The 22,859-nt window shown below is 61.6% G+C and carries 19 protein-coding genes and 1 tRNA gene; 7 read left to right on the top strand and 13 right to left on the bottom strand.

The genetic code is table 11. From position 1 onward, the window contains the following. Window positions 1-175: 175 nt before the first annotated feature. From ykgO to cpdR, 3 genes are all read right to left on the bottom strand, one after another. Window positions 176-301 (bottom strand): type B 50S ribosomal protein L36, encoded by a 126-nt coding sequence (gene ykgO / locus HK439_RS19375; RefSeq protein WP_055677669.1) that lies wholly within the window; start codon window positions 299-301, stop codon window positions 176-178. A gap of 170 nt (window positions 302-471) precedes the next feature. After that, window positions 472-546 (bottom strand) — tRNA-Val (locus HK439_RS19370). A 128-nt stretch (window positions 547-674) separates the two neighbouring features. Then, on the bottom strand, window positions 675-1,034 hold the full coding sequence (gene cpdR / locus HK439_RS19365; protein ID WP_190293130.1) for a cell cycle two-component system response regulator CpdR: 360 nt from the start codon (window positions 1,032-1,034) through the stop codon (window positions 675-677). Window positions 1,035-1,273: 239 nt separating this feature from the next. On the opposite strand from cpdR, the gene HK439_RS19360 reads away from it, so the two are divergent. Beyond that, window positions 1,274-2,137: an N-formylglutamate amidohydrolase gene (locus HK439_RS19360; RefSeq protein WP_235988019.1), complete on the top strand. Its 864-nt coding sequence runs from the start codon at window positions 1,274-1,276 to the stop codon at window positions 2,135-2,137. A gap of 474 nt (window positions 2,138-2,611) precedes the next feature. Further along, window positions 2,612-3,403, top strand: a complete 792-nt coding sequence (gene hisN / locus HK439_RS19355) for a histidinol-phosphatase (protein ID WP_190293122.1) — start codon at window positions 2,612-2,614, stop codon at window positions 3,401-3,403. Window positions 3,404-3,413: 10 nt separating this feature from the next. Here the strand turns inward: hisN and HK439_RS19350 are convergent, their stop codons facing one another. Continuing rightward, entirely contained in the window at window positions 3,414-4,460 is a 1,047-nt protein-coding gene (locus tag HK439_RS19350) for an alpha/beta hydrolase (RefSeq protein ID WP_190293121.1), read from the bottom strand. A gap of 103 nt (window positions 4,461-4,563) precedes the next feature. After that, window positions 4,564-4,974 carry a hypothetical protein gene (locus tag HK439_RS19345; protein ID WP_190293120.1) on the bottom strand — a complete coding sequence of 137 codons (411 nt, stop codon included), beginning with the start codon at window positions 4,972-4,974 and terminating at the stop codon, window positions 4,564-4,566. 278 nt (window positions 4,975-5,252) lie between these two features. Between HK439_RS19345 and HK439_RS19340 the strand changes: the two genes are divergently transcribed. Then, window positions 5,253-5,699, top strand: a complete 447-nt coding sequence (locus HK439_RS19340) for an Hsp20 family protein (RefSeq protein WP_190293119.1) — start codon at window positions 5,253-5,255, stop codon at window positions 5,697-5,699. 105 nt (window positions 5,700-5,804) lie between these two features. On the opposite strand, the gene HK439_RS19335 is transcribed toward HK439_RS19340, so the two are convergent. From HK439_RS19335 to HK439_RS19315, 5 genes are all read right to left on the bottom strand, one after another. After that, on the bottom strand, window positions 5,805-6,860 hold the full coding sequence (locus HK439_RS19335; RefSeq protein WP_190293118.1) for a threonine aldolase family protein: 1,056 nt from the start codon (window positions 6,858-6,860) through the stop codon (window positions 5,805-5,807). A 63-nt stretch (window positions 6,861-6,923) separates the two neighbouring features. Further along, window positions 6,924-7,511: a DoxX family membrane protein gene (locus HK439_RS19330; protein WP_190293117.1), complete on the bottom strand. Its 588-nt coding sequence runs from the start codon at window positions 7,509-7,511 to the stop codon at window positions 6,924-6,926. A gap of 13 nt (window positions 7,512-7,524) precedes the next feature. Beyond that, complete coding sequence (locus HK439_RS19325) at window positions 7,525-8,295, bottom strand: DNA-binding domain-containing protein (protein WP_190293116.1); 771 nt, start codon at window positions 8,293-8,295, stop codon at window positions 7,525-7,527. Between the two features lie 19 nt (window positions 8,296-8,314). Next, window positions 8,315-9,214, bottom strand: a complete 900-nt coding sequence (locus HK439_RS19320; protein ID WP_190293115.1) for a DUF692 domain-containing protein — start codon at window positions 9,212-9,214, stop codon at window positions 8,315-8,317. A gap of 137 nt (window positions 9,215-9,351) precedes the next feature. Further along, a complete protein-coding gene (locus HK439_RS19315) occupies window positions 9,352-9,651 on the bottom strand; it encodes a DUF2282 domain-containing protein (protein ID WP_190293114.1) in 300 nt (99 codons plus the stop codon). Between the two features lie 624 nt (window positions 9,652-10,275). On the opposite strand from HK439_RS19315, the gene gltB reads away from it, so the two are divergent. After that, window positions 10,276-15,006, top strand: coding sequence for a glutamate synthase large subunit (gene gltB, locus HK439_RS19310; RefSeq protein WP_190293113.1), 4,731 nt, complete (start codon window positions 10,276-10,278; stop codon window positions 15,004-15,006). Between the two features lie 86 nt (window positions 15,007-15,092). Then, a complete protein-coding gene (locus HK439_RS19305) occupies window positions 15,093-16,523 on the top strand; it encodes a glutamate synthase subunit beta (RefSeq protein WP_190293112.1) in 1,431 nt (476 codons plus the stop codon). Between the two features lie 76 nt (window positions 16,524-16,599). Here HK439_RS19305 and HK439_RS19300 read toward each other — a convergent pair whose 3' ends face one another. The 3 genes from HK439_RS19300 to HK439_RS19290 all read right to left on the bottom strand — a co-directional run bounded on the left by HK439_RS19300 (window position 16,600) and on the right by HK439_RS19290 (window position 20,665). After that, window positions 16,600-17,736 carry a GDSL-type esterase/lipase family protein gene (locus HK439_RS19300; protein ID WP_209011939.1) on the bottom strand — a complete coding sequence of 379 codons (1,137 nt, stop codon included), beginning with the start codon at window positions 17,734-17,736 and terminating at the stop codon, window positions 16,600-16,602. Window positions 17,737-17,769: 33 nt separating this feature from the next. Next, window positions 17,770-19,035 carry a lytic murein transglycosylase gene (locus HK439_RS19295; RefSeq protein ID WP_328804196.1) on the bottom strand — a complete coding sequence of 422 codons (1,266 nt, stop codon included), beginning with the start codon at window positions 19,033-19,035 and terminating at the stop codon, window positions 17,770-17,772. Window positions 19,036-19,168: 133 nt separating this feature from the next. Then, window positions 19,169-20,665: an outer membrane beta-barrel protein gene (locus tag HK439_RS19290; protein ID WP_190293111.1), complete on the bottom strand. Its 1,497-nt coding sequence runs from the start codon at window positions 20,663-20,665 to the stop codon at window positions 19,169-19,171. 215 nt (window positions 20,666-20,880) lie between these two features. Between HK439_RS19290 and HK439_RS19285 the strand changes: the two genes are divergently transcribed. Together HK439_RS19285 and HK439_RS19280 are read left to right on the top strand one after the other, a co-directional pair. Further along, the gene (locus HK439_RS19285; RefSeq protein WP_209011946.1) at window positions 20,881-21,870 is read left to right on the top strand and encodes a KpsF/GutQ family sugar-phosphate isomerase; all 990 of its coding nucleotides are present in this window, start codon (window positions 20,881-20,883) and stop codon (window positions 21,868-21,870) included. 198 nt (window positions 21,871-22,068) lie between these two features. Next, window positions 22,069-22,836, top strand: coding sequence for a motility protein A (locus HK439_RS19280; protein WP_190293109.1), 768 nt, complete (start codon window positions 22,069-22,071; stop codon window positions 22,834-22,836). Window positions 22,837-22,859 lie beyond the last annotated feature (23 nt).

Raw genomic sequence — 22,859 nt, 5'->3', positions numbered from 1 at the left:
CAGGCTGCACACGTTCTTGCCAAGATCAATTCCAAGTACAAAAATCGACATCGGTCCGTTCCTCTCTACCTCAAATACAGAGCAATCCTATCGGATCGCTCCGGAGAGGGGCGGGCCATCCCATAATCACATTTGCGCGAAACCGGGACGGCAGCGCCGTCCTCAACGGGTTTCCTCAGCCCTGGCGGGCTTTGAAGCGCGGATTCTTCTTGTTGATGATGTAAACGCGACCCTTGCGGCGAACCATGCGGTTGTCCCGGTGACGGGCCATGAGCGCTTTGAGCGAGTTCTTGATCTTCATTGTACTGTCCCCCGGAAGGGCCCTGTTTCCCTAAAACGTGAACGAGCGCCTGAGGCGCCCGGTTTTCAATGGCTATCTCCGCTTAGAACCGCTGCACGCCTGTTGCGTTGCGCCGGCCCGCTTCCGGAAACCGCCTGCGCTTTTCGAAAAATTTCCGAAAATCGCAAAAATGGTGGGCGTGACAGGGATTGAACCTGTGACCCCTTCGATGTCAACGAAGTGCTCTCCCGCTGAGCTACACGCCCGAATTTCTCGGTATCTCGACGCCGCAGCGCCGTGGTGGAGTGCGATATAACGGGGATCGCCGATCAGTGCAAGACCCCAATTCGCAGAACCGTCAAACAATTCTCAAAGAGGGCGGAAAGATCGGCCGTCAGGCCGCCAGCATCCGGTCCACTTCCTGAACCAGATCCTTCAGGTGGAACGGTTTGGACAGGACCTTGGCGTCTTTCGGCGCATCCGATTCCGGATTGAGGGCCACCGCAGCAAAGCCTGTGATGAACATGACCTTGAGGTCCGGGTCGAGTTGCGTCGCCCGGCGGGCCAGCTCGATACCGTCCATTTCCGGCATGACGATATCCGTCAGCAGCAATGAAAACGGTTCTTCGCGCAGGCGCTCGTACGCGCTTTTTCCATTATCGAAAGACACCACATCGTGACCGGCGTTTTCCAACGCCTTGGCCAAAAACCGACGCATGTCGTTGTCATCTTCCGCAAGAAGGATACGCGGCATCTTGGTCAACCATTCTTCTCCGTACCGGCGAGGCAGGGACAATCCACCTCCCTCGCCGGTTATAGTCCGAAATCCGCGTAAAGATAGGGTGAAACCGTTCTCCCCCTGTTTTGCGCCGGTTTCTGTGGACTGCGTGTTGATTCCTTGGCACGATGTGGAAGATATCGACAAGAGGAAGAAATTTGCCAAACTCCAGCGATGGCGATACCGCGGATGCGGCGCAGGCCGACTTCAACGGCCTGCCGGCCTTTGAAGTCCTGGCACCGGCCGATCAGCGCCTGCCTTTCATCTTCAATTCCCCGCATTCGGGCCGTGAGTATCCGGCAAGTTTCCTCGATGCATCCCGTCTGGACGAACTCGCGATCCGTCGCTCCGAAGACGCCTATGTCGACCAGCTGTTCATGAATGTTGTCGCCATGGGGGCGCCTCTCCTGAAGGCCAACTTCCCGCGCGCCTATCTGGACGTGAACCGCGAACCCTATGAGCTCGACCCGAAGATGTTCGACGGCCGCCTGCCGTCTTATGCCAATATCCGCTCCATCCGGGTGGCCGGCGGCCTCGGCACGGTTGCCCGCGTTGTCAGCGAGGCCCAGGAGATCTATCGCCACCGCCTGCCGGTCAGCGAGGCGCTTACCCGGATCGAGGACATCTACAAGCCCTACCACTCCACCCTGCGGCGGCTTCTGGCCCAGACCCACGTCACCTTCGGCCACGCCATCCTGATCGACTGTCACTCGATGCCGTCATCCATCAAATGCCAGACGACCGAGATACGGCCCGATTTCATTTTGGGTGACCGTTACGGAACGAGCTGTGCCGTGGAGCTGACCGATTTCGCCACGGATCTCCTGAAAGGGTTCGGCTACACGGTCAGCCGCAACAAGCCCTATGCGGGCGGTTTCATCACCGAACACTACGGCCGGCCGGCAAGTGGACTTCATGCGCTGCAGATCGAAATCAACCGCGGCCTTTACATGGACGAGGGCGCCCACACCCTTCATTCCGGGTTCAACACGCTGGCCGACAATCTCGCCAGCTTCGTGCGCGAACTCACGGCCATGCCGGATTCCGCCTTCGGCGCCGATTCCATCGCGGCCGAATAATCCGCTAGAGCATCCTGCGTTCAATTGAACGCAGTAAAGATGCTCTAATACTTTGAAAGCGATCAACTTTAGACCTCCAATCGATTCCGATTGGAGGTCTAAAGTTGATCTAGCCGCAGACCCCGGAGCCCCTCCGGAACAAATCATTGTTTCCAGCCGGAAAACTCGATAAACGGGCAAAAAAAAGGCCGCACTCTAATGAGGCGGCCCGAGTCTAGGGAGGAAACGCCCAAGGAGGGCGGCGCTAGTAGGAAAGATCCTTTCGCGCTGCAACAAAGTCGCATTGCGATGCACAAAGGTCAAGCCTACCTTGTAGGCAGGTGATGCACTAAATTAGGGCATCACCCTTTGAGCCGCCGCTTCCTTGTTGCTTTTGACAATTTAAGTCACTGAACTAAAAAGAAAATGAGGCAAACTGACGCCTCCCGTCTCCCCGTTCGCGGTATACAGGCATTCCAAATGAACAACCCTACTATGCAATTATCGCATATCTATGCCGATTTTCTGGATCGGCTCGCCGATGCTGCGGAAGCAGCCATCATGCCGCACTTCCGGTCGGACCACGATGTCGAAAACAAGCTTGATTCGGGCTTCGATCCGGTAACGATCGCCGACCGCGCGGGAGAAGAGGCCATGCGCGCCCTGATCAATGCGGAATATCCCGATCACGGCATTCTGGGCGAAGAGCACGGCCCGGAAAATCTCGATGCCGAAAATATCTGGATCCTGGACCCGATCGACGGTACCCGGGCCTTCATTACCGGATTGCCCACCTGGGGCACCTTGATCGGCCTGCGGACCAACGGCGCCGACTGTCTCGGCATGATGGCCCAGCCCTACGTGAAGGAACGCTATGCCGGCGACGGCAAATCGGCCTGGTATGCAGGGCCGATCGGCCACCGGCAGCTGAAAACCCGCGCCTGCGAAAAGATCGGAGACGCGGTCATGCTGACAACCGCCCCGGAACTGTTTTCCGCGTCCGAGCAACCGGTTTTCGACGCCGTCAAGGAGGCGACGACCCTGACCCGTTTCGGCACAGACTGCTACGGCTACTGCATGGTCGCCGCAGGCATGGCCGATCTGGTCATCGAAGCCGGCCTCCAGGCCTACGATATCGCGGCACTCGTTCCGATCATCGAAGGCGCCGGCGGCGTGGTGACGACCTGGTCGGGCAACGCGCCGGTTGACGGCGGCCAGATTCTGGCATGCGGCGATCCCCGCCTGCATGAAAAGGTGCTGCGCATGCTGGAAAGCGCGGCAATCTAAACCGCCAAAGTCACTCGTAATCCGACCCGGGCACGAAGGCGTCGAACGCCGCCCAGAACTGGTCGCGGTATACATTCGCCTCGGTCAGCAGCTCGTGCTCCGCACCGGCAATCTCGATAAAACCGGCGGCCCGGCAGCGGGAGGCAAATTCCTCGGTTGCCCGTGTGGAGACGATCCGGTCCTTTCCCGCGGCAATGATCAGGCAGGGCAGCATGATCTTCTGGCCCGCATCCCGGCGCCGGAAGGACAGCATGCAGCGGGCGGCGCTGTGCAGCCAGCCGACGGTCGGAGATCCGACCCCGAGCTGGGGTGCTGCGGCCAGCACCGCATTGAAGCGGTCGAACCGGCCCTTGTCGCTGGTCTGCCTGTTTTCCGAAAAAGGAATGAGGAAATTGCGGTTGCCTCCGGGCACAAATGCCCGCGCCAGTCCGATCCAGGAGAAGACCGCGGCAAGGGGGAAGGCGACCCGTTCCAGGAAGTTCCGGGCGCCGGGCGTATATTTGGTGACATCCGGCTTCGGATAGCGCCCGAAGGTGAGCAGTTTTATGAGCCTGTACAGGCCCGGCCGGGTTTTCTTCAGATTGAAATCCGCCAGCCCCATCAACGGTGAAATCAGCACCGCCCGGTCCAGCATGGTCCGCAGACGTGCGGAATCGGACAGAAGGATCGATGCTCCGGTCGAATGGGCCAGGGCGAAATGCGGTCCCGGATATTCGGTGAGGGAGACTTTCTTCAATACCGTCTCCAGATCCTGGCGGTACTGGCGGAACCCGGAAATGTAGCCCTTGGCGCGATTGCCCAGGAGCCGCTGCGACCCGCCCTGCCCGCGCCAGTCGAAGGTGATCACCGCGAAGCCGCGCTTGCGCAGATCCTGGATGGTCTCGAAATATTTCTCGATGAATTCCGCCCGCCCCTGCAGCAGGGTCACCGTGCCGCGGCGCCTGCCGCCGACGGACCCCCAGTGCGCATAGCGCAATTCGGTGCCGTCCGGTGTGGAGATCATGCCGGCAACCGCGCCGTCGGGAATGGGGTTTTCGGGATGATCGATCAGGGTCATGCGGCAACTTGCAAAGGAATCGGTTCTTCACTGATACCTTCGGCCGATCCTGTCCTCAACCGGAAACGGGCGCCCCTGCGTCAGGGACGCCTGTTTTCTGTGCTCACCAGCGGTGACCCCAACCGGCGCGATGGCCGATCACGTGCTGCCGCAGGATCCGGCCATTGAAGGCATCGACCACAAGCCGGACCCGTGCACCGCGCCAGCCGCGGGCCTTGATCACGTAGACCGGACCACGCACGTCGAGAATGCGAATCCGATGGAAACCGCGATGCCTCAAGCTGCGCCGGATCTGACGCGGACCGAGACGTTCCCAGCGACCCGGCCGCTCACCATGCCAGTGACGGCCGCCATAAGGTCCGCCACGGAAGCCGATATCCTGAACCGCAACCGGCCCGGAGGTCTTGAACTGGGCACCTGCGGCCTGGGCCGAGGCAACGCCGCCGAGGGACACGGCGGTGATCAGAAACGCGCCTGCCAGCGGCGCGGAAACGAGAGTTTTCAAAATGGACATAACGGATCTCCTTTTCTCATCGCCAGCCCTGTGCCGGCGTTGAAGACAAGATGACCCTTTGCGGTTGAACCTAACCGGAAGGCCTTGTTCATGCCCCGTTCAGCTTCTGGACCGGTTCACGAACCCGCTTTTTCCCTCTTGAAAGCGAAATTTCCCGTTCCCATCTCTTGCATGCAGGCGCCAGTCGGGCCTGCGCTGCAAAGACTGTCCGCGTCCCGCCGAAGTCGGGGGACCATGGAAGTCAGTGGAAACGTTGCTCATCAGAAGAGGACAAGACCATGCGTCATTTTGATTTTACCCCCCTGCACCGTTCGACGATCGGTTTCGATCGCCTGTTCTCCATGCTGGATTCCGCAAATGCGGAAACGCCGAGCTATCCGCCTTACAACATCGAGCGGACCGACGAGAACAACTACCGCATCACCATGGCCGTCGCCGGCTTCGCCGAAACCGATCTGTCGGTGGAAGCAAAGGAACACGTGCTGACGATCAAGGGTGAAAAGAAGGACGAAGACGAAACCCGCGACATTCTCTATCGCGGCATCGCGTCGCGCGCCTTCGAACGCCGCTTCCAGCTCGCCGAACACGTCCGTGTGGAAGGCGCCCATCTTGAAAACGGCCTCCTGCACATCGATCTCGTTCGCGAGCTTCCTGAAGCGATGAAGCCGCGCAAGATCGAGATCGGCTCCGGTTCGCCGAAACAGATCGAGACCAAGGCTCACTAACAAGCTCCGGCTTCGCCTGACAAAGGCGGAGACCGTTAGAGCCGAAACGGGCGTCCGGGAGACCGGGCGCCCAATTTCGTTTTCGGCCGGAATTTCCGGCGGGAATCAGGTTCCCGCGAGATGGGTCAGGAACCGCTCCACATCCGCTTCGGTCGTGGCAAAACTTGTCACCAGGCGGAGGCAGACTTCGTCCTCCTTGGGCCCTGTTTCTGCCGGAACGCCGCTGGCCGGCCATTCATAGAAAAAGGCTCCTGCGGCCTTGAGCCGTTCGGCGTCCGCCTTCTTCAGGACCGGGAACAGCTCGTTGGCTTCCACCGGCCAGGCCGTGCGCCCGCCGGCATCGCGAATGCCGTCGGCCAGTTTTTGCGCCATGCGGTTGGCATGGGTTGCGGTCTTCAGCCAGTTGTCACCGGCGAGGTAGCCTTCGAACTGGGCGGCGATGAACCGGCTCTTGGAAAACAGATGCCCGGCGCGCTTGCGCGCATATTCAAAGCCTTTGGCCGATTCGGGATCGAAAAAGACGACGGCCTCCGCGCACCAGCAGCCGTTCTTTGTCGCCCCGAAGGACAGGACATCGACGCCCGCGCGCCAGGTCATGTCCGCCGGCGAACAGCCGAGGGAAACAAGCGCATTGGCAAAACGGGCCCCGTCCATGTGGAGCGGCAGGTCCCGTGTGACCGCAACCGCCTTGATCGCCCGGATCTCGTCGAGGCTGTAGACGGTCCCGCTTTCGGTTGCCTGGGTGATGGAGATCGCGGCCGCCTGTCCGTGATGGACGACGCCCTCCGGGAATGCGGCAATCGCCGTTTCCAGGGCTTCAACGGATATCTTGCCGTTTTCACCGGGAACGGAAACCAGCTTGCCGCCGCCGGTGAAGAATTCCGGACAGCCGCATTCATCGACCTGGATATGCGCATCCGGATGGCAGAAAAACGCCGCGCCCGGCTTCGTATAGGCGGACAGCGCCAATGCGTTCGCCGCCGAGCCGGTTCCGACGAAAAAGACGGCGACCTCGCGCTCGAAAATCTCCGAGAGCCGGTCCGTCACGGATTTGGAAAGCGGATCCACGCCGTAGGACGGCACGGCTCCGGCTTGATGGCGGGCCAGGGCAGCCATCACCGGCTCCGTGGCACCCGCCCAATTGTCACTGGCGAAATTCATGCCCCGGTTTAATCAGCTAATTCGCCAGCCGACAAGGTCGCGAAACCGGTATCCGGACCCGCTTTAATAATAATAGCGCTCACGCTTGCGGTAGTAGGATCCGAGCAGGGTATCGAGCGACAGATATCCGCCGCCTTTCAGAACCGGCACCAGCAGGACGAAGACCCACATCAGCCGCTGATCTGAAATGAGCGAACTCGGGTTGCCGTCGAACAGCGCCCCGATCGTGTCCGCCCCCACGTGAAGTCCGGTGATGTCCACATAGGTCATGACGACCACGAAGATGATCATGCCGAGGCTGGCCGCACGGGTGAAAAGACCCACCGTGATCAGAACCGGAAGGATGAACTCCGCCCAGGTCCCCAACAGCACGATCAGTCCATAGGGGAAAAACGGGATCTGGCTGGTGTCGTAGCTGACCTTTTCCATGAGGGTCGGCAGGATCTGGGCATAGGCCCCGTCGCTCGGCGACAGGAAACCGAGCGGGCCGTTGCCGATCTTGGTGAGGCCTGAATTGATGAAATAGACGAGCAGGACGCTGGCGAAGACGAAGCGGGCGGCAAGGCCGAGGAGCCAGCCGTTGGTCAGGCGTTCCAGAGCGCCGAAGAAGCCGCCGTAAAGCCTCATGAGAAAACCGATCAAACCGCTCATACCTCCCCCTTTGTCATGTTGACCGATCTGCCGGAGCGCCGACCGGACCAAGGCCGGAGAAGGCTCCGACGGACAGGAAATCGGACAGGCAACCAGACAAATCGAATTCGGATATCTCTGCAAGGGCCTTGTTGGCCGCCTCCTGCAATGTGTGTGTTTCAAGCGCGCGAAAAAACAGATCCGCTCCCGGACGCATCGGGTGAAGCCCGACCTCCAGATCCGGCCGGGCGACAAGCACGCTTTCTGACTGTTCAAGGTCGATGGCCGGCGGATCTTCGAGGCAAAACCGGTTCGCCAGTGCGATGGAGAACACCGGCCAGCGCGAACTGATGCAGCTTGCGGCCGGATGGATCGTGAAACGGACATCCGCGACGCGCTCGGGCGACACAGAGCCCAGCACCTGCGGATCGAGCGGTTCGGCATCTTCCGCGTGATAGGCCTGAAGCCAGGCCCATTCGAGGCGGGCCACATCCGCCAGATACGGATAATGCCTAAGCGGCGGGAAGGTCTCTATGAAATCCGGAAATTCCGCTCCGTACCATAAAAGCACCGGAGACGTCGGCGGATGTTCGGTGACGAAGCTGCGCGCAAGCGCCTTGAAGTAGTCCTCGCCGAGCAAACGTTCGATGGCGGGATACGTCTGCGCCAGCGCCTCCGTCAGGCTGACGATCACGTTGTTGCGGTAGACGTTGAAGCGTTTCGGCGCCGGTTTGCCGTCAGGCCCGACGACACCGTCCGGCACCGGCAGGTCCGCATCGGTCAGCGCGGCGGAAAAAGAAGACATTGTCCGGCAGGCATCGGTGTCAGATCGCACGTTTCAGCTCCACGCCCGTGACCCGCTCAAGGATCCGGTCCGCCGCCTGCGCTTGCGACTGAAGCACGGGCCAGGCCGGAACGTCATTGTCCCATTCAATCAGCGTCGGTAGCGGCCCGGTCCGTTTCAGGACCCGTTCGTAGAGTTTCCAGACGGTCGCATCGACCGCCCGGTCGTGGGCATCGATCAAAAGCGGCCGGCCGTCATCGTCCGTATCGGGCGCGTGGCCGCCCAGGTGCAGTTCGCCGACCGCTTCCATGGGAAAGGCCTCGATATAGGCTTCCGCCGAGCTCTGGTGATTGACGCAGGAAACGTGGACATTGTTGACGTCGAGCAGCAGTCCGCATCCGGTTCGGCGGGTTATTTCGCGCAGGAAGTCCAGTTCGCCCATGGTGCTGCGGTCGAAGGCGACATAGGTCGAGGGATTTTCCAGAAGCATCCTGCGGCCCATGACCTCCTGCACCTCGTCGATATGATCGCACACGCGCTGCAGGGTCACTTGCGTATAAGGCACCGGCAGAAGGTCGTTGTAATAGGTCGTGTCGTGGGTCGACCAGGCCAGGTGTTCGGAAAACAGGCCCGGCTCATAGCGGGTGTTCAACGCTTGAAGCCGCTGCAGATGATCCCGGTCGAGCGGCCCGTCGCCACCGATCGAAAGTCCCACGCCGTGCAACGATAGCGGATAGTCGCGGCGGATCGCCTGCAGCTGCCGGTGCGGGGCACCGCCGCCGCCCATGTAGTTTTCCGCGTGAACCTCGAAAAACCCGATCGCCGGCCGGGTGTCCAGAATCTCGGCCACATGCTCTGCCTTCAGCCCGGCGCCCGCCCGCGCAGGCACGTCCGGGGCAATCCGGGGTACGGCAGTCGGGCTGTGCGGACTGGATGTCATCGGGACCTCTTCAGGATCTCACGGCGCGGCCGATTTCCGCTTTGCCGGCTTCGGCCGCCTTTCAAGTCACAGGCCGGACTGGAAAGCCGGCGCGGCGGAGCGCCCGGCTTTATATATAGCCTTGAAGAAAGGCAGCGTCAGGCCTTCGGGAGATCGCGGTCGAGCTCGGTCAACGACCCCTTGCGGTCGCCCGGCAATTCCATCGTTTCGCAGGTGCCTTTCGGGACCAGGGTCCACGCATTGCCCTGGTAATCGATCGTCGAGGTTCCGGCACACGTGGTTCCAGGCCCTGCCTTGCAGTCGTTCTGCCCCTTCAGGGACACGCCGTAACACTTCTCCTTTGCCTGGGCGCTTGCGGTGTTCGGCAGCGAAATCCCGGCAACGGCGGTTGCGACAGCACCTGCGACGATTGCGGCGGACATGACCTTTGTTTTCATTTGCGGACTCCTCGGATCAAAAGCAATTCGTTTGGTCCGGCATCACGACACCATGTCGCCCTTGCCGTGACGAAAAAATGGGCAGTTCCCCCTTCAATAGGAAATCAAACGGCCGTGACTGAAAAATGAACAGCGATTATAGCGTTTTAGGCCGACGAAAGAATCTTACGCCAAAACGGCCCGGTTACGTCATAAATTCGCAATTGGGACATTGAGGGCGAAACTTTTGTAATTTTACAGTATATAAACGGTCTTGCCCATGGCTTCGAAATCTGGCATGGTCGCGCCGCTCGGAATAGGACAGGATCACTGTCCCTTTTTGATCAAAGGTTCAAGAAATGCGTAAACGAGGCGCTGAACCGATCGGATCGAAAAGGCCGGGCTGACCGCTCGGATGCCAAAGGGATGGCGCCGAATGGCGGGAGCGGAAAGCTCCCGGCGGCCTTGCAAACAGGCCGCGTCATTAAGACGGCTCGCCTTCCGGAGGCGAGACGTTAGATATTTCGACAGAGCCGGGGCTGAAGCCAAGGTCGTCGCACGAGCCGCGTCCGGACAGGAACGCGACCCGGACGGGACCCGACGCTTCAAACCACGGCGGCGACTGGGGTAACGTTGAGGGCGCACATGACGAAGATCGAGCTGACGACCGGTACAGCCATGCAGGCAGTTGGACACGTGGCGGAAACGACCGCGACCGGGTCCACCCTTGCCAAACGACTGGGTGCGGCCGCCGTCAATGGTCTCTACAATCCGTCACGCGAACACGATGCCTGCGGTGTCGGCTTTGTCGCCCATATGAAGGGTGAGAAATCCCACCGGGTCATCGCCGACGGCCTGCAGGTCCTTGAAAACCTGACCCACCGCGGCGCGGTGGGGGCGGACCCGCTCATGGGCGACGGCGCCGGCATGCTGGTGCAGATCCCGCACACGTTCTTCAAGGATGAACTTGCCTCCAAGGGGATCGACCTGCCGGAAGCCGGTGAATACGGCGTCGGCTTCATCTTCCTCCCCCAGGACGATGCCGTGCGCGCGAAATGCGTTGCGATCATCGAACAGACCATCGCCGCCGAGGGCGAAGAGCTGATCGGCTGGCGCGATGTGCCCGTAGACAACTCCAGCCTGTCGAAGGCGCCCGACATCGCTGCGACCGAGCCGGTATCCAGGCAGGTCTTCATCAAGCGCGCGGGCTCCACCGACCCGGACATCTTCGAGCGCCGGCTTTATGTTCTGCGCAAGGTCATTTCGAACCAGGTGCGCAGCCAGCTCGGACTGGAAAAGAGCGGCTTCTATGTCGTTTCCATGTCGAGCCGGACGATCGTCTACAAGGGCATGTTCCTCGCCTATCAGCTGGGCGCCTATTACCAGGACCTCAAGGACGAGCGCTTCGTTTCCGCGCTGGCGCTTGTTCACCAGCGGTTTTCGACCAACACCTTCCCGTCCTGGGAACTGTCGCACCCCTACCGGATGGTTGCCCACAACGGTGAGATCAACACCCTGCGCGGCAACGTCAACTGGATGGCGGCCCGCCAGGCGTCCGTGTCCTCGCCTCTGTTCGGCGACGACATTTCCAAGCTCTGGCCGATTTCCTACGAAGGCCAGTCGGACACGGCCTGTTTCGACAACGCCCTGGAATTCCTGGTCATGGGCGGCTATTCGCTCGCTCATGCGGCCATGATGCTGATCCCGGAAGCCTGGGCGGGCAACCCGCTGATGGACGACAATCGCCGCTCCTTCTACGAGTATCACGCCGCCCTCATGGAGCCGTGGGACGGCCCGGCGGCCGTTGCCTTTACCGACGGCCGGCAGATCGGCGCGACCCTCGACCGCAACGGCCTGCGTCCGGCGCGCTACATCGTCACCGACGAAGAATTCGTCATCATGTCCTCGGAAGTCGGCGTGCTGCCGGTGCCGGAAGAACGCATCGTGCGCAAGTGGCGCCTGCAGCCGGGCAAGATGCTGCTCATCGACCTGGAACAGGGCCGCATCATTTCCGACGACGAGATCAAGCGGGAACTGTCGACCGCCAACCCCTACAAAGACTGGCTGCACAAGACCCAGATCGTTCTTGAGGAAATGCCGGAAGTGCGCGGCCGCGCGCCGGTCGCCGGCGAGAGCCTGCTCGATCGTCAGCAGGCCTTCGGCTACACCCAGGAAGACATCAAGCTTCTGATGCAGCCCATGGCGACCGTCGGCCAGGAAGCCATCGGCTCCATGGGAACGGACACGCCGATCTCCGCCCTCTCCGACAAGTCGAAGCTGCTCTACACCTATTTCAAGCAGAACTTCGCACAGGTGACCAACCCGCCGATCGACCCGATCCGCGAGGAACTGGTCATGAGCCTGGTGTCCTTCATCGGCCCGCGGCCGAACCTGTTCGACCTGAAGGGCCTGTCGACCTCCAAGCGCCTGGAAGTGCGCCAGCCGATCCTGACCAACGAGGATCTGGAAAAGATCCGCGCCATCGGCGATATCGCGGATAACCAGTTCTCAGCCAAGACGCTGGACATCACCTACTCGTCCGAAAAGGGCGCGGAAGGCATGGAAGATGCGGTTGAGGAGCTGTGCCAGCGCGCCGAGAAGGCGGTTCTGGACGGCGACAACATCATCATCCTGTCCGACCGCATGATCAGCCGGAACCGGATCGCGATCCCGGCCCTGCTGGCGACCGCGGCCGTCCACCATCACCTGATCCGCAAGGGCCTGCGCACATCCGTCGGTCTCGTGGTCGAAACCGGCGAAGCGCGCGAAGTGCATCACTTCTGCGTCCTGGCAGGCTATGGCGCCGAAGCGATCAACCCCTATCTGGCGTTCGAAACGCTGCTCCTGATGCATGCGGAAATGGACTTCCCCGAAGAAGTCGACGCCCACGAGGTGGTCTACCGCTACATCAAGTCCATCGACAAGGGCATCCTGAAGGTCATGTCCAAGATGGGCATCTCGACCTATCAGTCCTATTGCGGCGCACAGATCTTCGACGCGGTCGGCCTGTCGAGCGAGCTGGTACAGAAATATTTCACCGGAACCGCCACGACCATCGAAGGCATCGGCCTCAAGGAAGTGGCGGAAGAAACCGTGCTGCGCCATGCAGACGCCTTCGGCGACCTGACCATCCTGCGCAATTCCCTGCAGGTCGGCGGCGAATATGCCTACCGCGTGCGCGGCGAAAGCCACATGTGGACGCCGGATTCCATCGCCACCCTGCAGCATGCCGTCCGCTCCAACCTGCCGGACATGTACCGTGAATTCTCAAAGATGGTGAACTCCGAAACCGGCCGGTTCACGATCCGGGGCATGTTCCGCATCAGGAGCGCCGAAGAGCTCGGCCGCACGCCGATCGCTCTCGACCAGGTCGAGCCGGCATCCGAAATCGTCAAGCGCTTCGTCACCGGTGCCATGTCCTTCGGTTCGATTTCCCGCGAGGCGCATACCTCGCTGGCAATCGCCATGAACCGGATCGGCGGCAAGTCCAACACCGGCGAAGGCGGGGAAGAGCCGGAACGCTTCAACCCGCTCCCCGACGGCTCGATGAACCCGCAGCGCTCCGCGATCAAGCAGGTGGCCTCCGGCCGCTTCGGCGTGACCACCGAATACCTGGTCAATGCCGACATGATCCAGATTAAGGTCGCCCAGGGCGCCAAGCCCGGCGAAGGCGGCCAGCTTCCGGGTCACAAGGTCGATGCGGTCATCGCCAAGGTGCGCCACTCCACACCGGGCGTCGGCCTGATTTCGCCGCCGCCGCACCATGACATCTATTCGATCGAGGATCTGGCGCAGCTGATCTACGACCTGAAGAACGTCAACCCGGCGGCCGACATCTCGGTCAAGCTCGTCTCCGAAGTCGGTGTCGGCACGGTCGCCGCCGGCGTGGCCAAGGCGCGCGCGGACCACATCACCGTTTCCGGTTATGACGGCGGTACCGGCGCTTCGCCGCTGACCTCCATCAAGCATGCCGGCTCACCGTGGGAAATCGGCCTTGCCGAAACGCAGCAGACCATGGTCCTCAACGGCCTGCGCTCGCGCGTCTGCCTGCAAGTGGACGGCGGCCTGCGCACCGGTCGCGACGTGCTTGTCGGCGCCTTCCTCGGCGCAGACGAATTCGGCTTCTCGACGGCGCCGCTGATTGCGGCCGGCTGCCTGATGATGCGCAAGTGCCACCTGAACACCTGTCCGGTCGGCATCGCCACCCAGGATCCGGTGCTGCGCAAGCGTTTCAAGGGGACGCCGGAACACGTCATCAACTACTTCTTCTTCGTCGCGGAAGAACTGCGCGAACTGATGGCCTCTCTCGGCGTCGCAAAGCTGGACGAGATCATCGGCCACTCGGAGTTCCTCGACAAGGAAGCCGCCATCGATCACTGGAAGGCCCGCGGCCTCGATTTCACGAAGATCTTCTATCAGCCGGAGGCAAAGCCGGAAGAGATCCGCTGGACCGAGACCCAGAAGCATCCGATCGACGACATCCTGGACCGCCGCCTGATCGCGGCGGCAAAGCCCGCGCTCGACAGCAAGGAACCGACGATCATCGACGAGACGATCTGTTCCGTCGACCGCTCCGTCGGCGCCATGCTGTCCGGTGAGATCGCCAAGCGCTACGGCAACAAGGGGCTGCCCCAGGGCACCCTGCAGATCAATCTCAAGGGGACCGCCGGCCAGGCCTTCGGCGCCTTCGTCTCCAAGGGCGTGACCATGGATCTCGTGGGCGATGCCAACGACTACGTCGGCAAGGGCCTGTCGGGCGGCCGCCTGATCGTGCGCCCGCCGGAAAACACCCGCATCATTCCCGAAGATTCCATCATCGTCGGCAACACCGTCCTTTACGGCGCGACCGAAGGCGAATGCTACTTCCGCGGCGTTGCCGGGGAACGCTTTGCGGTGCGCAACTCCGGTGCCGTTGCCGTCGTCGAAGGGGTCGGCGATCACGGCTGCGAATACATGACCGGCGGTGTCGTCGTCGTCATAGGCCAGACCGGCCGCAACTTCGCAGCCGGCATGTCGGGCGGCATTGCCTATGTGCTGGACGAAGACGGTTCCTTCGGATCGCGCTGCAACCTGGCGATGGTCGATCTGGAGCCGGTTTCGGAAGAAGACGATCTTCTGGAAAAACTGCATCACCACGGAGGCGATATCGAGCACAAGGGCCGCGTCGACATCACCGGCGACATGAGCCGTCACGATGACGAACGGCTGCGTCAGCTTCTGGCGAAACACATCGAGTACACCGGCTCGAGCCGTGCTCAGATGATCCTGGACGACTGGGCGACCTACCGTCCGAAATTCGTAAAGGTCATGCCGGTCGAGTACCGCCGCGCCCTGCGCGAAATGGAAGAACAGCGCCTGGGCATCGCCGCTCAATAAGCTACGGAAAAGAAATCGTGCCGGCTCTCGGGGTGAACACCCGGTCGCAGCCGGTCAGTGAGACATGAGTTTGCAAGGAGGTTGCCTTGGGCAAGGTTACCGGATTTCTCGAGATCGACCGGCAGGAACAAAAATACCAGCCGGCATCGGACCGTATTCGTCACTTCCGTGAATTCACGATCCCGCTGAACGACAGCGAAATCGCAAACCAGGCCGCCCGCTGCATGGATTGCGGTATCCCGTTCTGCCACGGGCCCGACGGCTGCCCGGTCGACAACCAGATCCCGGACTGGAACGATCTCGTCTATCAGGGCGACTGGGAACTGGCCTGCGAGAACCTGCATTCGACCAACAACTTTCCCGAATTCACCGGCCGGATCTGTCCCGCACCTTGCGAGGAAGCCTGCACGCTGAACCTCGAAGACATTCCGGTAAACATCAAGAGTGTCGAACAGGCGATCGCCGACAAGGGCTTCCAGGAAGGCTGGATCGTGCCCCAGCCGGCGGCAATCAAGACCGGCAAGGCGGTCGCCGTCGTTGGCTCCGGCCCCGCCGGCATGGCCGCGGCCCAGCAGCTTGCCCGGGCCGGCCACACGGTGCATGTCTATGAACGGGAGCCCAAGGCCGGCGGCCTGCTGCGCTACGGCATCCCCGACTTCAAGATGGAAAAGCATTATATCGACCGCCGGGTCGAGCAGATGGAAGCCGAGGGCGTCACATTCCACTACGGCGTCAACGTCGGCGTCACGGTCACGCTCGACGAGCTCGCCGAACGCCATGACGCGGTGATCCTGTGCGCCGGAGCGGAACGTCCGCGCGATCCGGGCGTGGGCGGCATGGAACTGGAGGGCTGCCACTGGGCGATGCCTTATCTGGTCCAGCAGAACCGCCGGGTCGGCAACGAGCCGGAGACCGGCGAAGCGCCGATCTGGGCAGCCGGCAAGCATGTCGTCGTCATCGGCGGCGGCGACACCGCCTCCGACTGCGTCGGCACCGCGTTCCGTCAGGGTGCGCTGTCCGTGACCCAGCTCGACATTCGTCCGATCCCGCCGCTCAAGGAAGACAAGCTGACGGTGTGGCCCTACTGGCCGACCAAGTTCCGCACCTCATCCTCCCAGGCCGAAGGCGCCGAGCGCGAGTTTTCCGCGGCAACCCTGGAACTCGTGGGTGAAGAGGGTCATGTCACCGGCGTCAAATGCGCCCGTGTCGATGAAAAGCGCCGTCCCATTGCGGGCACGGAATTCATCCTGCGCGCGGACCTCGTCCTGGCAGCGATCGGCTTTTCCGGACCTCTGCTCGATACCTATATCGCCCAGGCGGACGGCCGGTTGGAACTCGACGGCCGGACCAACGTCAAGGCCAACACCGACGATTACAAGACCAGCATCGACAAGGTCTTCGCCGCCGGCGACGTCCGCCGCGGCCAGTCTCTGGTCGTCTGGGCCATCCGCGAAGGCCGCCAGGCGGCCCGGTCCGTCGACGAATTCCTGACCGGATCGACCAACCTGCCCAGGTAGGATGCTGCAGGGCTTCAAAACGATAAGGGCCGCTCCCGGGCGGCCCTTTTTGTTTCTCCATTATCGGCTTTGATTTTCAGGACCCGCCTGGAACCGCCCGCTTTGTATCGTCCACACGTCCCGGCATCTCCGGCAGGCTTTCGCCCTTGACGAAGAAGCGATAGGCGACCGAGTCTTCCTTCAGGTCCGGCGTATTGTCTTTCCCGCCCAGGAGTTCGTCCTCGGGCGAGGTCACACGGCCCGTGAGCACGATGAAATCCGGATCGTCATCGACGCCTTCAAAGGCATAACCACCGTAGCCGCCGAGAATGCGGGACAGTTCGCGTTCGACGAAGAACGCCACCTTCTGGTAGCCGGCCCATGTGAATCCGATTTTGTCGCCGCTGCGCAGCCGGGCGTTCTTGCCGTCGACGTTGGGACCGTAGGAGGAATAGGTGCCGTCCTCGTTCAGGAAAATGTCCCAGATATCGACGTACCACGTCCGCGAATCCGACAGCTCGCCCTGGAAGATCGTGTTCAACTGGCCGAAATCGGTATTCGTGATTTCCGCATTCGTCGGCGGCAGACCGACCCAGACCAGCGGCTTTCGTTCCTGCCGGACCGTGCGCACCAGATCGGAGACCTTCTTTCGGTAGGCCTCGATCCAGGCATCGGTCAGGAACTCGACCGGCGGTTCGCCGGAAAATTTCTTGCCAAGATCATTCTGCCCCAACATGACCACGACCGCCTTGACGTCCGCACCGCGGATCTTCGCCAGCAGCTCGGTATCCCAGTCCGGCGCCGCGTCTCCGGCAAGGCCTTTCTTGTCCTCCGTCAGGAGCTCGACCCGAACCATCGGCTTGTCGGCGAGCAGGTATTTCAGCCCGCCGCCCACGCCGCGCGCCATCCGGTCCCCGACGACCAGGATCACGCCCGCATCGGGATCTTTCGGCTCTTCGGCGAAGGCCGGCGGCGTTTCGGCCGGGCGGGTGACGCGCTTGGCCGGCGCGTCGGCCTTCTGCCGGGTACGATGTTCCCTGCCGCCTCCTCCGAAGAGACGGAGCAGGGGCCGGAACGGATTGAAGGACCGGGTGTCTTCCGAACGGGCGCCCCTGCTTTGCGCAAAGGCCGGATCCATGGGCTCAAGAACGACAATGGCGGTCGAGACGGCAAGGAGGACGACGGCCAGACACTTGAGGCCGCGTCCCAGAGCCTTTCTGCCGAAGTTGCACACGGGATCGCCTTTGCTCTCGGTTACGGATCGAACCTAATTGTAGCTGTCCAGCTTGATCCGTGCCAGCAAAACCACCGACGGATAACCGTCCGGGACAAGTCCCCGCGCCCGCTGATAGGCCCTGATCCCCTTCCGGGTCGCCGGTCCCACCCGGCCGTCCGCCTCACCGACATGGAATCCCCGCCGGTTCAGCTCCCGCTGGAGTTCGGTCATTTCCGTCCGCGACAGCGGCAGGTATTCCCTCGACCAGTCTCCGGCAAGCGGACCGCCGCCGATGATCCGGTCAGCGAGATGTCCGACCGCCAGCGCATAGGACGTGGAGTGGTTGTAGCGCTTGATCACGTAGAAATTCTTCAACATGAGAAACGCCGGTCCGCTGGCGCCGGCCGGCATGACCAGGATGGCCCTGTCTGACGGCCGCGGAAATTCCTTGCCGTTGGCTCTCGAAACACCGTGCCGGGTCCACTCGCCAATGGTCATTGTCGTCTTGTCGTCAGCAAGATGGAAATCGAACCCGGCCGGCAGCCTGACCTCGTAGCCCCAGGTCTTGCCGGTCTGCCAGCCATGCTTTTCCAGATAATAGGCGGTCGATGCCAGGGCATCCGGGATCGACGTCCAGATATCGCGCCGTCCGTCGCCGTTGAAATCCCTGGCATAGGCCTCCCAGCTCGACGGCATGAACTGGGTATGCCCCATGGCACCGGCCCAGGATCCTTCCATGTCCTCGAAACGGACGTGCCCGCCCTGGATCACGCCGACCGCCTTGAGGAGTTCCCTGCGCCAGTAATCCCTGCGGCGGGGCGCTTCATAGGCAAGCGTCGCCAGGGCCCTGATCACATTGTGCCGACCCAGATAGGTGCCGTAGTTGGTTTCCATGCCCCAGATCGCCAGAACGGCTTCGCGGTCGACCCCGTAACGGCTTTCGATCTGCCCCAGCACCCCGTCGTATTTTTCGAGAAGTTCCCGCCCGCGTGAGACGCGATCATCCGAAACGGCCGAATCCAGATAGTCCCAGATCGGTTTCACGAATTCCGACTGCTGGTCCATCAGCCGGACCGTATCCGGATCCGGATCCATGCCGGTAAAGATGTGATTGAATGTTGCCGGGCTGATGCCCGCGGCTTTCGCATCCGGCCAGAGAGCTTTGACAAACCGGTCAAACCCCGGATCTGCCTGAGCCGCAGCCGTGGTCAGGGTCAAAAGCGCCGCAGCAAGCAGACTGCGCGCGAAACCCGGCATTCCCGTGGGGCGGGTATTTTCGGCCTCAACCCGCGCCCCGTCTCTTTTGAAACAAACCATACAGGCCTCCTCGTGCCCGTTTTTCCGCATCCTGGTGTTCGCTGCCCCGAAACCCCGCATCACAAAATTGCCATCTCACAACGGCGAAATCGTGTTCGCCCCCTTTGTGCCCACCCGCTGCACGCCCCTGCCGTCAATGACGGAACCGGAAGCCCGCCTCGATCGAATTCTTCGTATAATCGCTGCCGGCTGTGTTGCTGTCATAGGTGGTGTAGTTATATTGCGTTTTGAACGCGATATTGCGCGTCACCGCGTAAGTCATGCCGACGAACCCGGTCAGGGTATTCGTCTGAATGGAATCCCCCTGATAGGTCCGGTAGCTGTAGCCCACCCCGGCTTCCCCGACGAAACGGTCGGAGAAGGAATGGGCCGCCCGCAGGTCTCCGGAATAGATGATCGACCCGGACACATAATCAAGATCCGTCGGCGAGAAACTCGTGCTCAGGCCTGCCGTAACGGTCGTGAGCCGGCTCGGGGACCAGACGAGGGTCCCGTCGACCACGACGCCCTGAAGAGCCGCCAGACGGTTGTCCTTGATGTCCTCGATCCGCCAGCCGCCGCTGATCTCGCCGGTCAGTTTCGGCGTGGCGGCGATCGTCAAACCGCCGCGCAGTTCATAGCCGTTCGCATCCCGGTTTTCGCAAATCGCATCGCTGCAGGTGTTGTCGAACCGGCGCAGCAGCAGCGAACCGACGGCGAAGGGTTCGAAAATCGCCCCGCCTCTTCCCTCGACACGCAGGCTCGCCGAATAAAGCGTATTGTCCCTTCCGCTCGTGGAGCTTGACCCTCCCCCTGTGGCGTAGGAGGTCCGGTCGACGTCCGCACCCAGTGTTGCCGAAACAAGACCGACATTGCGGGTGAAGCCGAGCGTGCCGGTCAATTCGTGGACATTGGTATCGCCCGATATGTTTTCCACGCTGGAGGCCTCTTCGCGGGAAAAGGTGTAGGCCACCCCGGCGGTCGCGGTCGTGGAGGCGCTCAGGTCGGCCTTGAACGTTGTCGACGCGGTGAGGCTGGGGTCGCTCTGGCTCGGCTGTTCCGGATAACCGACGTAACTTCCCCTCAGGGCGAAATCGAGCTGATGCCTGGACCAGTTCGACGTCCCCTTGATGCCAGGGGCGATCCGGTATTGCCGGCTGGAGGTTCCCGTCGATGAGCCGGCGGCGTTGTCCGTCCAGCCGCCGGTGACCGTCAGCTCCGGGGTAATGGTGAACGAGCCGAGACGAATACCCTGTGCCTCGTCATAGGTCGTCTCGCCGTCGAAGACGGTGGTGTCCAGGCTGCCGCCCTGGCCCGCCGCGATTTCCTGGGCCGCCGACAGCCTGTCCGAAAAGGCACGGATCGGCGTCACGCGCCCGGCGGTGCCGAGGCCGGTGGATCCTGTCTCGGCGGCGGCGGCATTCAGCGTACTCCGCAGTCCGACAACGGAATCCCGGTTCTGCAATTCGTAGACGGAATTCCGGCGCTGCAACTCGTTGGTCGGGTCGGTGGTCCGTGCGCCGGCCGCGCGCTCGTCGGACGCGGCCTGGTCATCGACACTGCCGCGCAGATCGATCGCGCTTTCCTGCGCGCGCAAGGCAAGGCCCTGCAGCAGCAAGAAACAAATCGTCAGACAGATCAGGCGCGACATTCAAGGCCTTGTAAAAAGATTGAAAATCCGGACACAAGGGCACACTGGCGAAACATGGTTAACGCTTGGTTGCTTTTCGCCAAAAGTGAAAGCGGTTCGAAATCCCTGTTTTGGGCCAGACCCGGCTTGCGCTGAGCATGACGCTGGCGTAGACAAATCAGGTCGGGGTAAAAAAGAGTACAGGATCAGCCATGCAAAGCCCGCTTCAGGATGCGATGACGACGAGTGAACAGGAAGCGTCCGCACGACCGCTCGTTTCCGCAGAACGCACCCTGGAGACCGAAATTGCGGGCCTGAGCGCCCTTCGGGCCGCATTGAAGAACGGCCTGTCCGCCCCTTTCACCAAAACCGTTGAACTGATCGCCGGCATCAAGGGGCGTGTCATCGTCTCGGGCATCGGCAAAAGCGGTCATATCGGCACCAAGCTCGCCGCGACCCTTGCCTCGACCGGAACGCCCGCCTTTTTCGTTCATGCCAGCGAAGCCAGCCACGGCGATCTCGGCATGATTACCCAGGATGATGTGGTCATCGCCCTGTCCTGGTCCGGCGAAACCCAGGAACTTGCCGGTATCGTCACCTATACGCGCCGCTTCAAGGTGCCGCTGGTTGCGATCACCAAGTCGGAAGACAGCACTCTGGGCCGCGCCGCGGACATCGTCCTGAAAATGCCGAGCGTCACGGAAGCCTGCCCGCACGGGCTTGCGCCGACAACATCCGCCCTGGTCCAGCTTGCAGCCGGCGATGCGCTTGCCATCGCGCTTCTGGAATACCGCGGCTTCACGGCCCAGGATTTCCGCATTTTCCATCCGGGCGGCCGCCTCGGAGCGAGCCTGACCGCCGCCCAGGACATCATGCACAAGGGCGACGCCCTGCCGCTGGCGCCCAGGACCATGGTCATGCGTGACGCCATCGTCCTGATGACCCAGAAAGGCTTCGGCGTGCTGGGGATCGTGGATGAAATCGGCCACCTCATCGGCATCATCACCGATGGCGACCTGCGCCGGCATATCTCGACGAACTTCCTCGACAAGCCCGTCACCGACATCATGACGCCGAATCCGAAAAGCATTCCCGGCGACATGCTGTCGGCTGCTGTTCTCGAGCTGATCAACAGCTCGGCGATCACCTCGGTCTTCGTTGCGGACGAAAAGCGTCCGGTCGGGATCATCCACCTGCATGACCTGCTGCGCATCGGCGCGGCTTGAGGTCTTGAACGCATAAATGAGATTACGGCCCAAGGCCGTTCCTGGCGGTTCCGGTTTGTCGGATTACGGCCCGGTCGTGATTATTTGAACGCTAAATTTCGATTTCCCGGTAATCGGTTAGGATTTGATTAGCCTTGCCAAACCTAAACTGTCGGCCAGATGACGGCGGATGGTCTGCCTCAAGGTTTGGTGTACGGAATGGATCTGGCGACCCTAATCGGTATCATCGGTGCCTTCGGCATCGTGATTACGGCAATCTTTCTTGGCGGAAGTTTCGGACAATTCGTTGATGTCCCCTCTGTGCTGATCGTGTTCGGAGGAGGTTTTGCGGCAACACTGATCCGGTTCCAGCTTTCCGATATCGTCAGCGCCCTCGGCACGGGGTTCAAGGTCGCCCTTGCGGGCAAGAACCAGAGCCCGAGGGACCTGATCGCCGAAATCACCACTCTGGGAGAGGTGGTCCGCAAATCCGGCCCCCTGGGGCTGGAAAACGTCGACGTTTCCGACCCGATCCTGGCCAAGGGCGTCCAGTACATCGCAGACGGCTACGAGCACGAATTCATCAAGGAATCGATGGAACGGGAGCGCGATCTGCAGCTGTCGCGTCTGTCGGAAGGAAGACGCGTGTTCAAGGCGCTCGGCGATTCCGCTCCGGCCTTCGGCATGATCGGAACCCTGGTCGGCCTGGTGCAGATGCTTGCCAACATGGATGACCCGGCAGCGATCGGCCCCTCCATGGCCGTGGCCCTACTGACGACGCTCTACGGCGCCCTGATCGCAAACATCGTCTGCCTGCCTCTGGTCGACAAGCTGGACGCCAAGTTCGACGTCGACGAACTCAACCAGACCCTGATCATCGACGGCGTGCTGCAGATCCGCGAATCCAAGAGCCCTGCTCTCATCAAGGAAATGCTGATCGCCTATCTGCCGGAAAAGATCCGCGCGGACATGGAAGAAGCCGCCTGATCCGGAACGCGGCATTTATCGGG

The sequence above is a fragment of the Roseibium aggregatum genome, assembly GCF_014692675.1.
Taxonomy (GTDB): Bacteria; Pseudomonadota; Alphaproteobacteria; order Rhizobiales; family Stappiaceae; genus Roseibium; species Roseibium aggregatum_C.
The sequence above is the reverse complement of the archived record's forward strand: the minus strand, read 5'-3'. Positions and strand labels throughout refer to the sequence as shown.

Excerpts from the sequence above, each read along its gene's own strand:
- ykgO (WP_055677669.1), bottom strand. The coding sequence starts at position 301 with ATGAAGATCAAGAACTCGCTCAAAGCGCTCATGGCCCGTCACCGGGAC.
- cpdR (WP_190293130.1), bottom strand. The coding sequence starts at position 1,034 with ATGCCGCGTATCCTTCTTGCGGAAGATGACAACGACATGCGTCGGTTT.
- hisN (WP_190293122.1), top strand. The coding sequence starts at position 2,612 with ATGCAATTATCGCATATCTATGCCGATTTTCTGGATCGGCTCGCCGAT.
- HK439_RS19350 (WP_190293121.1), bottom strand. The coding sequence starts at position 4,460 with ATGACCCTGATCGATCATCCCGAAAACCCCATTCCCGACGGCGCGGTT.
- HK439_RS19345 (WP_190293120.1), bottom strand. The coding sequence starts at position 4,974 with ATGTCCATTTTGAAAACTCTCGTTTCCGCGCCGCTGGCAGGCGCGTTT.
- HK439_RS19340 (WP_190293119.1), top strand. The coding sequence starts at position 5,253 with ATGCGTCATTTTGATTTTACCCCCCTGCACCGTTCGACGATCGGTTTC.
- HK439_RS19335 (WP_190293118.1), bottom strand. The coding sequence starts at position 6,860 with ATGAATTTCGCCAGTGACAATTGGGCGGGTGCCACGGAGCCGGTGATG.
- HK439_RS19330 (WP_190293117.1), bottom strand. The coding sequence starts at position 7,511 with ATGAGCGGTTTGATCGGTTTTCTCATGAGGCTTTACGGCGGCTTCTTC.
- HK439_RS19325 (WP_190293116.1), bottom strand. The coding sequence starts at position 8,295 with ATGTCTTCTTTTTCCGCCGCGCTGACCGATGCGGACCTGCCGGTGCCG.
- HK439_RS19320 (WP_190293115.1), bottom strand. The coding sequence starts at position 9,214 with ATGACATCCAGTCCGCACAGCCCGACTGCCGTACCCCGGATTGCCCCG.
- HK439_RS19315 (WP_190293114.1), bottom strand. The coding sequence starts at position 9,651 with ATGAAAACAAAGGTCATGTCCGCCGCAATCGTCGCAGGTGCTGTCGCA.
- gltB (WP_190293113.1), top strand. The coding sequence starts at position 10,276 with ATGACGAAGATCGAGCTGACGACCGGTACAGCCATGCAGGCAGTTGGA.
- HK439_RS19295 (WP_328804196.1), bottom strand. The coding sequence starts at position 19,035 with ATGGTTTGTTTCAAAAGAGACGGGGCGCGGGTTGAGGCCGAAAATACC.
- HK439_RS19290 (WP_190293111.1), bottom strand. The coding sequence starts at position 20,665 with ATGTCGCGCCTGATCTGTCTGACGATTTGTTTCTTGCTGCTGCAGGGC.
- HK439_RS19285 (WP_209011946.1), top strand. The coding sequence starts at position 20,881 with ATGACGACGAGTGAACAGGAAGCGTCCGCACGACCGCTCGTTTCCGCA.
- HK439_RS19280 (WP_190293109.1), top strand. The coding sequence starts at position 22,069 with ATGGATCTGGCGACCCTAATCGGTATCATCGGTGCCTTCGGCATCGTG.